Source organism: Alicyclobacillus dauci, assembly GCF_026651605.1.
In the GTDB taxonomy this organism is placed as follows: domain Bacteria; phylum Bacillota; class Bacilli; order Alicyclobacillales; family Alicyclobacillaceae; genus Alicyclobacillus; species Alicyclobacillus dauci.
Genome location: NZ_CP104064.1, coordinates 1122289 through 1137508, shown reverse-complemented (window position 1 = coordinate 1137508; position 15220 = coordinate 1122289). Strand labels below are relative to the sequence as shown.

The window sequence follows — 15220 nt, the reverse complement described above, 5'->3', positions numbered from 1 at the left end:
TGAAATGAATTTCCTGTTAGGTGTCACCTGGTGCTACGTCACATTAAATGAAGACGACTTGAACCCCTACATCTTTGCAGGTTTTTAGAATCTCGGTATCTGGTTCCCTATCAGTTATAATTCGGTCTACTTCATCTAGCCTCGCAAATGACGCTAAAGCCCGAACTCCTAACTTTGTGTGGTCAAGAACAATATTGACGGATCTCGCATTTCGAATCACAGTCCGTTTCACTTCGGACTCAAACATATTCGAGTTACTAAAACCGTGTTCGATATCTAACCCCGTGGCACCTAAAAAAACACTGTCAAAAGCCATGTTAGAAAGCGCATCTTCTGCAATAGGACCAATTAGAGATGCCGTGGTATCCAGAAGGGTCCCCCCAACCACTATGGTTTGAATGTTCTTTCCGAGCAATTCTACCGCCACGTGAATTGCATTCGTAACTACTGTCACATCCGAACCTAGTTGTAAATGCCGCGCAATCTGAAACGTGGTTGTACCTGCATCAAGAAAAACAACTTCCCCATCGGAAATAAACATTGCGGCTAGTTCGCCGATCTTCTTTTTTTCGTCAGTCATACGTTGTTCGCGTTCGGATAAGCGCACGTCTTCTGAAGCAACCTTGATGGCCCCACCAAAAGTACGTTTCAAAAGTCCGAGCTCTTCCATACGCTGCAAATCTCTTCGGATGGTCATCTCTGAAACATCCAGTACTTGACTCAGTTCATTAATTTTCACCTCATTGAATTGCGAAAGTTTCATGTAGATTTGGTTCTGACGAGCATTTAAGCGCTCCTCCATGTCCGACACCTTCTTATATACCTAAACAGCAGCTGAGAACTTGACGGTGCTACTAACTTAGTTCAATCCGTCGCTTAAGCCCTTCCAAACTCCGCTCTCAGACTCCGTCCAATGCACGGAGTTGAAAGAAACCGGATGACGCTTCCACCCGGAGGAGAGCCGCGCTTCAATGGTTTTCCAAGATGGGATGCCACTTGTGGCATCCGCAGCTTCTACACTGCATGCTCCGACCGCCACTGCGGATGTAAGCACCTGCTCAGGTCCCCAACCTTGCAACAAGCCAAACAAAAATCCTGCGACCGTACAGTCTCCAGCTCCTGTGGTACCCACAACATCTGCTTCAAAACAGGTAGAATACAGTTCCCTACCCTTCCACAAAGCCGAGACTTGTGAAGAGAGAATGAGGTTCAGCCGCTTCAGGCAAGCCTCATTATGGGTCGTTCGCAAGTAGAGACCTTCACTCCCTAGCTTAATCGCCACGACAGTGGGCCCCATCTCAATCAACTCGGCCGCCATCTGTTTCAGTAAGCCCTCATCAATCTTCATCTGCTGCCCGGTTTGCACACTTTTCTGATACATCTCCTCAAACTGGTGACGTTCAAGCATAAACAAGATTTCCTCATAACTCGGGAAGAAAAGGTCTACATGGGGTAATACATTATTGAGAAATGCCCGCCAATCTACCTGCCCAGCTGGAGAATCAGGGTCCGGTTTCGCCATATCTAATGACGTAATCAAACCCAGACCCGCAACTCGCTTTAATAGTTTTACCATTTCCCTACCATCATGGAGGTACATGTTTTTCATCAATGGTGGGTATCCAAAGTGAAATAGTTTTGCTCCATCGAAAACGCTCTCATCAACGTCATCACTGCTAAAGGTATCGTTTGCCCCCGAGTGATGCAGAAACACTCTGTCTTCGCTTGGCGGATTGATGACAATACTATACGAACTACTTTCTACCGGACTGACAATCATGGCCTGCTTGATGAAGGAGTGAGGTTGTTGACCCAGTAAATTTTGTGTCGCCTTCCCAAAAAGGTCTCCCCCGATTTTACCCATAAGCACTGTCGGCAAACCCAATCGACCTAAGGTAAGACCTGTATTCGGCACCACTCCACCCGTTGAAAGAATGGATTCTCCGACTGAGATCAACTTACCGGGGTCCAGTGTGACCTCATGATTTGCCTTGTGGAATTTCGGAATAATATCCAGGCAAATGTGGCCGGCTACAACGACCTCTGCTCCTTCTCGATTCACCATGCAATGCCCCTTTCACAAGACTTGTTACAAGAAGATTGTTTTGCCTTCCCGATAGGATTCCAGCGCAGCGGTAAACACAGTATGGCTGAAAGCGGCCTCTTCAGGTCGTACACACTGAAATGGTTGTGACATCTTATCTCCATGAGCCAATTCATCACAGAAAGCAGCCCACATTTGAAGGATGGAATCAGAAAATCCAAACTCAAAAATGTTCCCTGAGATGGTTTTGTACGCCGATACGTTGGGGACATCATACGTTCTCCAAGATTGCTCATCTCCCGATTGATAAACCAGATACGATAGCTGTTTCGAATTCTTCGTTGTAAATTCGGCAGACATTTTCGTTCCTCGAACCTTCAAGAACCAGGTATTCGAGTGTCCTGGTGCTATTCGCTTCATGGAGAGGGTCATCGGGAACTTGTGACCTTTTACTTCAACCTCACAAGCCAAGGTCGCATTATCCCACGTTTCGCATGGAACCAAGTTTCCGTGGAGTCCAGGTCGTTCTTCAATAATGTTGGACAGTACGGCGCGGATGTTTTGGGGTCTCCAACCATACCGAAGAGGTACGTGCAACACATGAAGACCAAGATCACCCATACACCCGTACTCTCCATTAAACTCAATTTGTCTTTTCCAATTGATCGGTTTGTTCGGGTCTAAATCGCTGCTATGCCAGAATCCGGCCTCAACGTCGATGATTTTTCCAAATTTCTCCTCTCGAATCCATTGGGACAGCTTGTATGCGCCTGGATAGAATGGAAACTCAGACGAACACCGTACTAACACCCCTGGATTCGCACTGATGGCCGCTAAAATTTTGTCATTAGCAGCTTTGTCGATACCGAAAGGCTTTTCTCCTAAGAGATGCTTGCCCGAAGAAATGATATCTACGTACATTCTAGCATGTAAATTGTGCGGAACGGCACAATAAACGGCATCAATGTCGGGATCGTTCAAAACATCGTTGTAGTCGCTTGTTACGAGTCTAACGGTCGGTATATTATCCGCAAACCAACCTGTAGCGTCAATGTTCTTATCACAGACAGCCTCAATTCTTGGAATGAAATCGAGTCCCTCGAGATGAATCCAGCGAGACACTGCACTTGCAAATTCTTTGCCCATGAGCCCGCAGCCAATAACTCCGAAACGAATCACTTTTTTGCTCATGAATTAACCCCTACCTAGAATTGACATCGCTTCGCTGACTGTAGCTCCATTATGGACAATTGCCATCAGTGCTTCTGTTATCGCTTTGGGTTTCTCATGTTGAACGACGTTTCTTCCGTATACGATACCTGAAGCGCCTTGCTGCATAAGACTGTATGTCCGCGAAAGAATCTCTTCGTCTGAGGCTCTTCCACCACCTCTAGTTAACACAGGCACTCCAGAAGCAGCTTCGATAACCCGATGGAACTCTTCGACATTATCACAAGGGTCTGCTTTAATGACATTTGCACCAAGTTCTGCTGCTTGTCGTACGAGCGGAACAATCTTCTTGAGGTCGCCGTCAACCATATAACCTCCACGTATCTCGTTTGCTTGCATCACGAGAGGTTCAACCATCAGTGGCATGCCGTATTTATCACAGCTGGCTCGTAACGTCATTACGTTTTCTACCGTCTGATGGTATAACTCTGGTTGATTCGGAAGCAAAAGGAGGTTTACCACAACACAAACGGCATCCAATGAAACTGCCTTTTCAACAGCATTGTCAATAAGGTCACTAAAGAGGTATCTGGGCAGGTGATCCCAATAAACATTCGCCACGTCTGTGCGAAGAACGAGAGAGGGTTTATATTTACCGGGGATATCTTGAAGAAAATGAGCCTGCCCCGGGCTGAGCTGAACAGCATCCGGGCTCGCGGAAACAATTGCTTCGACCGCACTCTTCATATTTTCGATGCCTGATAGAAAACTCCACTCGTTGAAAAAACCGTGATCTATGGCCACGTCGAAGCATTTTCCATCCACATTGAACATTCGGTTCATTCGAGGTAAACGACTCATGGTTAACACTCCCTTTGTTGTGTAGAGATATTCGAAGCGGTGTTCATTTCAAACAAATTGTTCACTTTAAACATATTATATGGGCGTATAAAACAATAATCAACATGAATATTTGGATGAGTAAGAATTTTTTGTTTTGAAATGAATGATAGGGCTGATTGAAAGGTAGGCAGCGAAATAGAGAGTGATGAGATAACTCACCGCTCTCTATTTTGATTAGGCTAAACGTGGTACAAATCGCGCATTAAGCCCTTCAGGTCGTGATAGGCTTGTCTGTACATCGGATACATCTTGTCGTAAATAGAAACCCAGTCGCTATCAGGAGAACTTTGCTTCCCGACATTGAACCATGCATCGAGTTCCTTTCCTTTTCTCGGCAGTAAGCCAACACCTTGCGCTCCTAGAACCGCCGCACCAAATGCCGGGCCGTGAGATGCCTGGATAACATCCAGAGTTCTCCCTAAAACACTTGATAAGATGCCCATCCACAACTCTCCTTGAGCACCCCCTCCGGATACTCGCCAGGTATGCGCATCAAGGCCCATGTTCGCAATGATTCCCCAACAGTCTTTTAGACTATAGGATACGCCTTCTAGAACCGCACGAAGGAAATGCTCCCGCTCATGATTCCAGTGAATACCCAACCAAGTGCCACTAGCATACGGGTCTAGGTGAGGAGCTCGTTCGCCCATGAGGTATGGGAGAAATAGCAAGCCGTCGGAACCGGCTGGAGCTTTTGCGGCCGCTTCGAGTAATAACGTATAAATATCTGTGTTGTTTTGTTCCGCCAATTGTTCAAACTCAGCAGCAAACCTTCTTCTATACCACTGTAAAGAACCTCCAGCAGCTTGCGTAACTCCCATTACAAACCAACGGTCCTCGTAAGCATGGCAAAACGTGTGAAGCCGGCCTATCGGGTCTTTTAATGGCTCGTTTGTTGGTGTGAGCACTACGCCAGAAGTACCAAGTACGACCGAAACAGTTCCCGGTTCCACAACGTTTAAGCCCACTGCTCCCGCAGCCTGATCTCCTGCCCCGGCAACGACAGGCACACCCCGTGGTATGTTGAGTTCTTTGGCTGCAGACTCGGTTACATAACCAACAACTTCACTCGCCCCTGCGACTGCCGGCAACCATTCAATCGGTATCCCGGAAGCACTACACATCTCTGTAGACCACTCACGTTTTTGCACGTCAAACATAAGCGTTCCGGAAGCATCTGAGATATCCATCGCAAGGGAACCGCAGATTTTGAACCGAACATAATCTTTCGGTAGAAGTACATGCCTTATCCTTTGAAATAGAGAAGGTTCATAATTCCTCATCCACAATAGCTTTGTGAGTGTAAAGTTAGGCAAAGGGGGATTACTGGTGTACTGGATAATGGCCTCTTTTCCTAAGCTATTCTCCAGCCACTCTGTTTCCTGAACGGTTCTTGTGTCGCACCAAATAATCGAGGGACGAATGACTTCTTTATTGTTATCAAGAGGAACAAGGCCATGCATTTGTCCCGAAAAGCCGATAGAAATGACCTCATAACTAGGAACATTTCTAACAACGTACCCCATTACCGTTCTTGTCGCACGAACAGTTCCCGACCACCAGTCCAATGGTTTTTGTTCAGCCCACCCTGTACGCGGAACTGACATCGGATAACCGGCAACCGCACTGGTAAGAACCTTTCCTTGCTCAGATACAGCAATCACTTTTGTACCCGACGTACCCACGTCGATTCCAATGGCAATCTGCTGTCTGGCTCCCATGAGTACACCCCCACTCTCAGTTGCTTTCAGCTATCTAGCAGTCAACATCCTATTTTGAAAGCAATAACCCGCCATACTAACAAGGAACTGACTTTCAAGTCATAGTCGAACCAAATCAGACAATTTCGACACGTACGCCAAGTTCTCTAATTTGGTCGGCGATATCCTTCGATATACGGGAGTCAGTGATGAGCACATCGATATCTGCCCACTGAGCAAATGTATGGTATGACGGGCTGTTGAATTTCGTGGAATCAGCGATAAGAATGACTTCATCCGATATGTTCATCATTCGTCTCTTAATTTCGGCTTCATACAAGTTGAAATTCATGAGCCCTTTTTCCAATGATAGGCCCGAAGCTGCCATGAAAAACTTCCTCGCATGAAGATCCGACAGAAACTCTTTCGCCTTCGGACCGACCGTTGAATGAGTCGTGACCCGAACATCCCCACCAACCAAAAGTAAATTTACCGACGATCCTGTCAACTCATACGCAATAGGTATTGAGTTCGTAATTACCGTAAGATGCGGACTGGGCTGCAGGAACTTTATCAGCGGCAAAGTCGTCGTGCCCGCATCAATAATGATGACGTCATCATCCTCGATAAATGCTGAAGCATGCTGGGCTATCCGTAATTTAGCGTCGGTTTCTTCGATTTTTCGAACATCCATTGCAATTTCCTGGGGGCCGCCCATGACATAGTCTGCTAATACGGCCCCCCCATAGATTTTCCGCAAGATCCCCCGCTTCTCAAGACTGTCGAGATCGCGGCGAATGGTCATGTCCGAAACTGAAAAACGATCCACTAATTCACTCACCGTAACGGAGTGTTTTTCTCGAATTAAGTCGATAATTTCCTGCTGACGCTGGATACTTAGCATACAAAATTCGCCATCTCTCATTGACTGTTTTCTGAACTATCAAATTCCCAGCTGTTTACCCCAACGTTTCACTGACCATTAGGGTAAACCATCACCTTTAGACTGCCGCTCTTATTAGTAAGTGCACGTTCCAAGGCATCTTGTGTTTGTTCCAACGGATACTTATCAGTTATCACTGCATTTAAGTCAAAATCGTTCGACGCTAGAAAGCTTATTCCTAGGGGGTAGGTGTTCGCATAACGGAAGATACCGTGTATATCTATTTCGTAGCTAGAGATTAAAGGAACATTCAAAGGAATCTCATCTTGCGCCGGCAAACCTACAATAGCTAGCGCACCTCCAGGCCGAACTGCTGCTAGTCCCGTTTGTAGAGCCCTTGGGTTGCCTGCGGTTTCGATTGCTACGTCGACACCAGCATCATGCGTCAATCTTTTGATCTCGGCGACGGCATCGACATCTTTCACATTGAACGCCTCTGTAGCCCCAAGTCGCTTCGCAGCTTCGAGACGAGCAGGCTCGATATCTGTCACGTAGATTTGCGCTGCGCCAAAACACTTCGCAGCCACAACCGCCATTAAGCCAACCGGACCCATACCGAGAATTGCTACAGTTGAACCTGGCTGGACGCGAGCTCTTTTACAGGCGTGAATGCCAACCGAAAAAGGTTCAACAAGCGCCCCTTCTTCAAAGGTCATGTTATCCGGAAGTGGGAATAGAAAGTCCTCGCGGTGCTTGATGTATTGCGCAAAAGAGCCGTCAAAGGGCGGAGTGGCCAAAAACTCAACTTCCTTACAGAGATTGTATCTACCAGACTTGCAATATTCGCAACGTCCGCAAGTCACACCTGGTTCCACTGCGACTCGGTCGCCTACCTTAAAACGCGTGACTTCTTCACCCACCGCAGCTACAACGCCAGCACACTCGTGACCTAAAATAATTGGTTTTTCAACGACAAAGTTGCCAATCCGTCCGTGATCGTAGTAATGAACGTCAGAACCACAAACCCCCACCGCCATGACCTTGACTAACACGTCATTAGACCCCAACGAAGGAACGGGTCTCTCCTCTAATTCTACTTTGTGGATGTCCGTCATGACAGCCACCTTCATTGTTTCTGGTAGTTGATTTGCCTGTTTTTCCATAGTTGCCGCCCCCAATTTAGTCTTTATTTAACCGCGCCCATCGACAACCCACGCACAAGATACTTACGAACAAACAGTCCTGCAATGACCATTGGAGCCATGATGACCGTTCCAGTTGACATCGCCTGCCCCCACTGTATGCCTTGTTGGGAGACTAACAACGACGCAGCTACAGGGACAGTTTGTGATGCTGTACTCGTGAAGACCGAAGCGAAAGCGTAGTCGTTCCAGGCAAACATAAGACACAAGATGCCCGTCGCTACTAGTCCAGGAGCTGCCATAGGAAGAGTCACGCGATAGAACGCCCGAAACTTTGTACAACCGTCAACCATTGCGGCCTCTTCTAATGCAGGAGGAATATCTTTGAAGAACGTCATCATAATCCATAACGCGAAGGGAAGGTTGAACGTTGTATAGGCAAAAATCAGCCCCACCATCGTTCCAATTAAACCCAACTTCGAAAAGAGTAAGTAGAGAGGCAACATCACAGCCGGGATTGGCGCCATTCTCGTACTGATGACCCAGAACGAAATGTCCTTTTCTCGCTTGAAATTGCCGCGAGCAATAGCCCAGCCACCTAATGTTCCTAGCACTAGCGAAATGAGTGTGGAACCAACTGAGGCTAAGACACTGTTGAGAAGATAATGCCCAAAGTGCCCTGTGGATGAAAACATTATATGGTACGTTTGAAAGGTTGGTTTAAAGAAGAACTTAGGCGGCATGGAAAACATACCTGCCTGTGTCTTTAATGACGATAGAATCATCCAAATCAGCGGCACAACTGCCCAGATCAGTGCCAACACTACGAATATATAGACCAGGATAAGACTTAATGAAGCGTGTCGTTTCGTTGCGACGGCTGTGTTGTTCATTGTTGTTCACCCCTTGTAAACGCCCGCACGAACAGCTGACCAATGAGTATCGTGATGACTAGCATTGTCAGGCCCACCGCGGCAGCTCTTCCGAAATCCTGAAACTGAAATGCAATCTGAACCAAGTAGTAACCAATGGTCTTTGTTGCGTCGGCCGGGCCGCCCTCTGTGGTAATCATTATCGTGTCGACGTAGCGAAGAATATCCATGGAGCGAACAAGCACTGCAACAAGTAATGGGCGAGCTATCAACGGTAAAATGACATATCTAAGTTTATCCCAATAATGGGCACCATCAACGTCGGCCGCTTCAAGCGGCTCTTCAGGCATAGCTTGCAGCCCCGCCAAAACAATAATGGTAATTAAAGGGGTCCACTCCCACATATCCATCAAAATCAGAGCCGGCATCGCCGTCAAGGTGTTTCCTAAAATTTCAGTATGAACCCCGAGCAGTTGCAAAACCCAAGCATACAACCCATAGGTCGAGTTCACCAAAAATCGTCCCAATAACCCTGTGACAATCGGAGCGACGAACAAAGGCAACATCCAGATGGTTGTCACGATGTTTTGCCCCCATGGCAGTCGGTAGATGGCCAAAGCTAAAGCCGTTCCTAAGAGGAACTCAAGCACAAGTCCGGAGATGGCATACGTTGCCGTCCTGCCCCAAGACAACCAAAAAGCGCTATCATGAAATGTAACGGCCCAGTTGTGAAAGTGATAAAAGGTCGGCTGATCTGGATTGATCATATAGTTCATAAAGCTTGAGTAAATCATATAGAAAAGCGGAATAAAGCTGATGATGGCCAACAAAATTACAGACGGCATTAGCATCCAGCGTTCCGTTATATTCGCACTCTTTTGCCTAGCCTTTTTGGGCTGTGCAACAGGGGTAATTGTCTCGGTCTCAGATAACTTTGTTGCCACGATTTCCATGCCCCCTTGTTTTCATTGAAAGGAAGAGATTGAGGTCGAGTGCTTCGTCGACCTCCCTCTATATTCTACTTAGTTTCCTGTTACTTGATTTGATTGTGTTGCGATGTTTTGCATTGCCTGTGCCGGCGTTTGTTTGTTCGCTAACATATCCGAAAGCTGAGTAAATACGATGTTATCAACTTGAGGCCATTGTGGAATTTTCGGTCTCATATACACGTTTTGCGCTTTCCAAGCCTGCAGTGTTGCGTTCATCGATAACAAGTTCGGCATCGCCTTGGATTCCGGAGTACCCGGTGTCATACCTTTCTGAATTTCAGGCAGGTTGTAAACAGAAGTACGAGTCGGTGTTTCACCGCCGTCTTTGGACTTCAGAATCATGTATTGAGCCTGTGGAGATGTTGCCCAAACTTCGAACAACCAAGCTGCCTTTTGCTGTTCAGGTGTTGCATATTTACTAATAGCCAAACCAGTGCCGCCAAAAATGTTGGCACTACGAACAGGTCCTTTCGGAAGAATCGCGTAACCGACGTTACCAGCGACCTTCGACTTGGAAGGGTTTTCAAAAGTGGAAGCAAATTCGTGCCATTCCGGCGCCATCGCGACGTCACCAGCAGCGAACGCTTCACCCAAGCCGTTCCAATCCCAAGATGTGCTGCCAGGTGCTGCGTTGTCCACAATCTGCTTATAAATTGTGGCAGCTGCAATTGCTTGCTTGGAATCCATCAGAGACTTGCCTGGTGTGGTTGTACCAATGCTACCAAGGTTCGGAGCACTGAAGTAGTCACCGCCGTACGCAGCAAGGACGTCACTGAAGTCACATTGCAACGAATCGTATTCTTTCGCTTGTTCCCCGGCGCCGTACTGTACTCCCGTAATAACCCCAGCCTTAACTTCCTTGTTAATCCACTTTTCAATCGTTAGGTATTTTTCCCATGTGAGGTTTGGTCCTGGCGTCCAGTCGAAACCGTTTTCCTTCTGGAACAACGATTTGTACTTCGGATTGTCGAAAATGTCTTTACGATAGACAAGAACCATCGTCGGCGTATCATATGGCAGAGCATACAAGTGATCTTTGGTGCCCATGTATCCATCGACCATCAACTGGCTTTGGATAAAGTCACTCAATCCGCCTGGAACCGGCGGCAGCGATTTGTCATTGATAAACTGATTCAAGTCGAGATAATCATAGGAATACTTGGCTAACATCTGATATGGATCAGCGTAGATCAATTGATACTTATCGGACTTCGCTTGGAAGTCGAGAGCAACCTTTTGGGCAACTGTGCTGAGGTCAGCTTGCTCAATGTTAACGGTGATACCGGTTACATCCTCGAATTCCTTAATATTCTCAGCAAGAGCCGAGGACGGAGGCGTGTTCTCAGTAATCATATTCAGCGTGGTGCCAGAGTACTGCTTCCAGTTGAACCCCTTCGGAGCAGTAATCTGTGGAAGACCTGCAACAGCACCTTGAAATGGAGCAGCAATTTGTTGCGACGCATCTACCTTTGAGGAGGTAGTGTTTGAGCCGGAGCTAGCGTTACCACTCGTGTTTCCACATCCTGCGACCAACAGCGTCGTACCGAGCACTGCTGATGCAGCCAACGTTAGCCGTTTGCTTTTCATCCTTGATCCCCCTTGAAATTTTTAATAAATCCTCAAATCATCAAAACACCTCGTCTATCACCCCCTAAATCGACTACAAGTAAACGAAATCAAACAAGATTCAACGAAAGTATAGCACGCCAATTCGATAATTGTCGAGTAATTTTAACAAGTCAGTCAAACGAAGTTTAATCAAACGAGACTTGTATCTTCATCACATTGGAAGCCTTACCACCCTCGAGTAATGCAGGGATTTCCTCGAGGCTTACAACGGTTGAAATGAGCGAGTCAATATCAAACCGCCCTGCATTAATCCAATTCACTGCGGCACCGTAGGTTCGGTTGATAGCCATAGATCCAATGATTCTCAAGTCTTTGTGGTAAACGTCAAAAGGATTGATAGAAACCGAAGATTTTTCCGGTGCCACACCAAACTGCATGAACGTTCCAGTAGGTGCGACGTATTTGAATTCTGTCTCAATGACCGCTGGTATCCCTGTGACATCGATAACAACGTCAAAACCTGCGTGCCCCACTCTGTGTGAAAGGGCCTGATCGATATTCTGACTGAGATACCCTGCTGTCGCACCATGGGCTAAAGCAACATCTAATTTCGATTGGTCAACGTCAACCACAACTAGTTCACCCGCACCCGCACGACTAAGGGCTTGGGTTAGCAACTGCCCCATGCTTCCCGCGCCAAAAATCAATACACTCTGACCAACTTTGAGTTCTAGCCGATTCACTCCGTGCACTACGCAGGCAAGCGGTTCAATCATCGCACCCGCGGCAAAAGACAAGTCGTTAGAGAGTTTGAACACATTTTGAGCTGGGACTTTCACAAATTCCGCAAGTGCTCCGTTGACTGTATCCCCTGTTGCTCCCCAGTTCACACAGTGGTTCCCTCTATGGGTCAGGCAAAATTCACACTCGCCGCAGAACAACGATGGATCAACCGCAACGCGATCGCCTTTGGTAAACTGGGTTACTCCGGGGCCAACTTCCTCAACGACACCGGAAAACTCGTGGCCAGGAATCAATGGATAGGGAGACAAAAATTCACCTTGGTAGATGTGAAAGTCCGTTCCGCAAATACCGCAACGTTTCACCCGGATGGTTACTTCTTTTTCCCCTGGTGTTGGATAAGGGACCTCTTGAATCACGGCAGTTTTTGGCCCTTCGATAACTAGTGCTTTCAATTGTTCTTCCTCCTAGTAGGTTCAGTTGTAGTTTGTAAAACCATTAGGGTAAATCATGATTTTAAGACTCTTGCTTTTGTTGGTACGCGCACACTCAAGTGCCTCTTTTGTTTCTTCGAGTGGAAATCTATGGGTCACCAACTTTTGTGCCAACCCTTTGATTTCGGATAACATTTTGATGGCTATCGGATATGTGTTTGCATAGCGATAGACACCATAGACATCAATTTCTAGACTTGAGATAAGTGGTATGTCGAATTCCACCTCATCGGTTGGCGGCATCCCAACAAGCAAGAACTGCCCGCCACGTCTGACCATTCTTAGCGCTGAGTGCAGCGCCTTAACACTTCCAGCGGTTTCAAAAGCGACATCAACCCCAAGTCCGTTCGTGACTTCTGCTACAACCGCAAGTGCATCCTCTTTCGAGACCTGAACAGCATGTGTCGCTCCCAAATCTTTTGCAACTTCTAAGCGTGATGCTTCGAGGTCTGAAACAATAATCGACTTCGCACCGAAGTATTTCGCTGCAACGACGGTCAGTAGACCAACAGGTCCCATCCCAGCAATGCTAACAGTTGAACCTGGTTGCAACTTGGCTCTCCGACATGCGTGAATTGCGACGGAAAACGGCTCTATGAGAGCTGCTTCTTCGAAAGATACATCGTCCGGAAGTGCAAATAAATAATCCTCAGGATGCCGGATGTATTGAATTAAGGCCCCATCAACGGGTGGACTGCCTAAAAAGGCAACCTTCGGACAAAGGTTGTATCTTCCGCCTTTACACGCGGAGCACTTGCCGCATGCAACACCAGGTTCGATTGCTACGCGGTCACCCGGTTTAAACCGAGACACAGCCTCTCCAACTGCCGCGACAACTCCTGAGCTTTCATGGCCCAGTCGGATGGGACGAGACACAACTTTTTGCGCATTTTTCCCAAATTCGTAGTAATGCAAGTCCGAACCGCAAATTCCTACCGCCATGACCTTAACCAGGACATCGTGAGGACCCAAGGTCGGTAGATTTTCTTCCTTCAACGTTACTTCAAGCGCTTTTTTAAGATACGCTGCCTTTATCTTTTCAGGCGTGGATATCCCCGACAACTCTGCACCTCCAACTAGACTAAGGTTGGATCGACAACAACCTTAATATGGTCCTTCCCGTGTGCCACTTGGTTCAACGCTTGCTCGAATTCGTTCAAACTAAACCTGTGCGTAACGAAGTCATCGACGTTGACGATACCGCGTTGCAAGTATTCAACAGCCCTGTCAAAACAATGAGTTTGGGCAAAGGAACCGATTATTTTCAGTTCCTTGTGAAAAATTGCGTATGGACTGAGTTCAATCCTGTCGGACTCATCACAGACCCCGTAAACCACAATTTTGGCACCAAACTTGGCAAATTGAACTGATCCTTGCAGAACAGACGGTACACCCGTTGCGTCAATCACGATGTCAAAACCTCGCGGATAACGCTGTTGTACCTCTACAACGTGTTTTTGGTGGTCTGTACGAGATAATTCCACGACCTCTACATCAAGTATCTTTTTTACTAATTCCAATTTAGGGCCAGCCGGTGCCGCGACGACCAAGTTGCTGACACCAGAGTGTTTCAAAAGTTGAGCCAGAACGATACCCGTAGGTCCTGCGCCAAAAAGCAAGGCACTGTCGCCCGGTTGAACATCAATCTTATCCAACCCGTGAACGGCACACGAGATAGGCTCTACCATCACTGCTTGTTCATACGTGAGTCCGTCAATAGGAAACACCTTGTCAAACTTAGCCACCACGTATTCGGCGAATCCTCCTGGTCCGGTACAGCCAAGCGAGTAAAAGTTTTCACAGTAAAGTGGTTGATTTCGTTTACAGTAATAGCAGTGGCCACACAAAATCGTATTGTCAACGGCGACCCGTGAACCAACTTCGATGCCTGTGACCTCTTCACCAACTTCAATCACTTCTCCAACAAACTCGTGACCAGGGGTTAAAGGGAATTGAGAAATAAACTCTCCCTTGTGGATATGTACATCCGTCCCACACACACCGCATAATGCAACCTTAATAAGCACCTGTTTTTTCCCAACTTTAGGCATTTTCAACTCTGTGACGGAAAAAGACTCTGGGCGGTCATACAATACAGCTTTCAAACACCATCCACCTCCACGAGAAATGTTTTTCGAAGGACCTTACTACTCTAAGTTTGTATGAAACTCAGTCATACTCTCATCGGTTATATTCATTGATTGCTTCAACCTTAAAACAATTGAATCCAACATTAGATACATGGTTTGCTCGAAGAGCGCTCCAAGCGGCTGGATGGACGACTGAGCGGATGGGTCATCCCGCATCGTTTTGACACTAATTAGGACGCAGGTATCGACGTGCTCAAGCAGCGGTGAATCTGCCGCCGCAGTCACTAACGCGATGTTCGCCCCCGCTTCTTTGGCAATCGGCATTAAAGCAGCCACTGTGGATAAGTATCCCGTCCCCGAACTCGTAACGAACAAGTCATCCTTTCCGATACGAGGAGTCGTCACATCGCCAACGACGTGGACATCAAACCCAAGGTGCATTAACCTCATTGCGAAAGCCTGCAAAACGAGTCGCTCTCTGCCTAAACCATAGACAAAGACTCGTTTCGTCGTTTTAATCCGTGTGATGAAGTCTTCGATTTGGTCAACCTGTATTTCTTTCAGGGCACGGTCTAAATCAACAGTGACTTGCTGGGTAATCTGTGAGAAGTCCAATTCATCAG

General features: G+C 47.1%; 14 protein-coding genes. All 14 read right to left on the bottom strand.

The window, feature by feature from the left end; genetic code table 11:
• Positions 1-43 precede the first annotated feature (43 nt).
• The 14 genes from NZD86_RS05625 to hxlB all read right to left on the bottom strand — a co-directional run bounded on the left by NZD86_RS05625 (position 44) and on the right by hxlB (position 15212).
• Entirely contained in the window at positions 44-802 is a 759-nt protein-coding gene (locus NZD86_RS05625) for a DeoR/GlpR family DNA-binding transcription regulator (protein WP_268045509.1), read from the bottom strand.
• 57 nt (positions 803-859) lie between these two features.
• A complete protein-coding gene (locus NZD86_RS05620) occupies positions 860-2065 on the bottom strand; it encodes a carbohydrate kinase family protein (protein ID WP_268045508.1) in 1206 nt (401 codons plus the stop codon).
• Between the two features lie 24 nt (positions 2066-2089).
• Positions 2090-3235 carry a Gfo/Idh/MocA family protein gene (locus NZD86_RS05615; protein ID WP_268045507.1) on the bottom strand — a complete coding sequence of 382 codons (1146 nt, stop codon included), beginning with the start codon at positions 3233-3235 and terminating at the stop codon, positions 2090-2092.
• Positions 3236-3238: 3 nt separating this feature from the next.
• On the bottom strand, positions 3239-4048 hold the full coding sequence (locus NZD86_RS05610; RefSeq protein ID WP_268045506.1) for a class I fructose-bisphosphate aldolase: 810 nt from the start codon (positions 4046-4048) through the stop codon (positions 3239-3241).
• A gap of 248 nt (positions 4049-4296) precedes the next feature.
• On the bottom strand, positions 4297-5838 hold the full coding sequence (gene xylB / locus NZD86_RS05605; protein WP_268045505.1) for a xylulokinase: 1542 nt from the start codon (positions 5836-5838) through the stop codon (positions 4297-4299).
• A 115-nt stretch (positions 5839-5953) separates the two neighbouring features.
• The gene (locus NZD86_RS05600; protein ID WP_268045504.1) at positions 5954-6742 is read right to left on the bottom strand and encodes a DeoR/GlpR family DNA-binding transcription regulator; all 789 of its coding nucleotides are present in this window, start codon (positions 6740-6742) and stop codon (positions 5954-5956) included.
• 47 nt (positions 6743-6789) lie between these two features.
• Complete coding sequence (locus tag NZD86_RS05595; protein ID WP_268045503.1) at positions 6790-7863, bottom strand: NAD(P)-dependent alcohol dehydrogenase; 1074 nt, start codon at positions 7861-7863, stop codon at positions 6790-6792.
• A gap of 23 nt (positions 7864-7886) precedes the next feature.
• Positions 7887-8735 carry a carbohydrate ABC transporter permease gene (locus NZD86_RS05590; RefSeq protein ID WP_268045502.1) on the bottom strand — a complete coding sequence of 283 codons (849 nt, stop codon included), beginning with the start codon at positions 8733-8735 and terminating at the stop codon, positions 7887-7889.
• Positions 8732-9658: a carbohydrate ABC transporter permease gene (locus tag NZD86_RS05585; RefSeq protein WP_268045500.1), complete on the bottom strand. Its 927-nt coding sequence runs from the start codon at positions 9656-9658 to the stop codon at positions 8732-8734. The genes NZD86_RS05590 and NZD86_RS05585 overlap by 4 nt, the downstream gene beginning before the upstream one ends.
• 78 nt (positions 9659-9736) lie before the next feature.
• The gene (locus NZD86_RS05580; RefSeq protein ID WP_268045499.1) at positions 9737-11290 is read right to left on the bottom strand and encodes an extracellular solute-binding protein; all 1554 of its coding nucleotides are present in this window, start codon (positions 11288-11290) and stop codon (positions 9737-9739) included.
• A 167-nt stretch (positions 11291-11457) separates the two neighbouring features.
• Positions 11458-12468: a zinc-dependent alcohol dehydrogenase family protein gene (locus tag NZD86_RS05575; protein ID WP_268045498.1), complete on the bottom strand. Its 1011-nt coding sequence runs from the start codon at positions 12466-12468 to the stop codon at positions 11458-11460.
• Between the two features lie 21 nt (positions 12469-12489).
• Positions 12490-13569, bottom strand: a complete 1080-nt coding sequence (locus NZD86_RS05570; protein WP_268045497.1) for an NAD(P)-dependent alcohol dehydrogenase — start codon at positions 13567-13569, stop codon at positions 12490-12492.
• Between the two features lie 14 nt (positions 13570-13583).
• The gene (locus NZD86_RS05565) at positions 13584-14612 is read right to left on the bottom strand and encodes a zinc-dependent alcohol dehydrogenase family protein (RefSeq protein ID WP_268045496.1); all 1029 of its coding nucleotides are present in this window, start codon (positions 14610-14612) and stop codon (positions 13584-13586) included.
• Positions 14613-14654: 42 nt separating this feature from the next.
• Positions 14655-15212 carry a 6-phospho-3-hexuloisomerase gene (gene hxlB, locus NZD86_RS05560; RefSeq protein WP_268045494.1) on the bottom strand — a complete coding sequence of 186 codons (558 nt, stop codon included), beginning with the start codon at positions 15210-15212 and terminating at the stop codon, positions 14655-14657.
• Positions 15213-15220 lie beyond the last annotated feature (8 nt).

Bases quoted from the DNA above. Each gene is read 5' to 3' on its own strand.
- NZD86_RS05600 (WP_268045504.1), bottom strand. From the start codon at position 6,742: ATGAGAGATGGCGAATTTTGTATGCTAAGTATCCAGCGTCAGCAGGAA.
- NZD86_RS05610 (WP_268045506.1), bottom strand. From the start codon at position 4,048: ATGTTCAATGTGGATGGAAAATGCTTCGACGTGGCCATAGATCACGGT.
- NZD86_RS05615 (WP_268045507.1), bottom strand. From the start codon at position 3,235: ATGAGCAAAAAAGTGATTCGTTTCGGAGTTATTGGCTGCGGGCTCATG.
- NZD86_RS05620 (WP_268045508.1), bottom strand. From the start codon at position 2,065: ATGGTGAATCGAGAAGGAGCAGAGGTCGTTGTAGCCGGCCACATTTGC.
- NZD86_RS05580 (WP_268045499.1), bottom strand. From the start codon at position 11,290: ATGAAAAGCAAACGGCTAACGTTGGCTGCATCAGCAGTGCTCGGTACG.
- NZD86_RS05595 (WP_268045503.1), bottom strand. From the start codon at position 7,863: ATGGAAAAACAGGCAAATCAACTACCAGAAACAATGAAGGTGGCTGTC.
- NZD86_RS05625 (WP_268045509.1), bottom strand. From the start codon at position 802: ATGGAGGAGCGCTTAAATGCTCGTCAGAACCAAATCTACATGAAACTT.
- xylB (WP_268045505.1), bottom strand. From the start codon at position 5,838: ATGGGAGCCAGACAGCAGATTGCCATTGGAATCGACGTGGGTACGTCG.
- NZD86_RS05590 (WP_268045502.1), bottom strand. From the start codon at position 8,735: ATGAACAACACAGCCGTCGCAACGAAACGACACGCTTCATTAAGTCTT.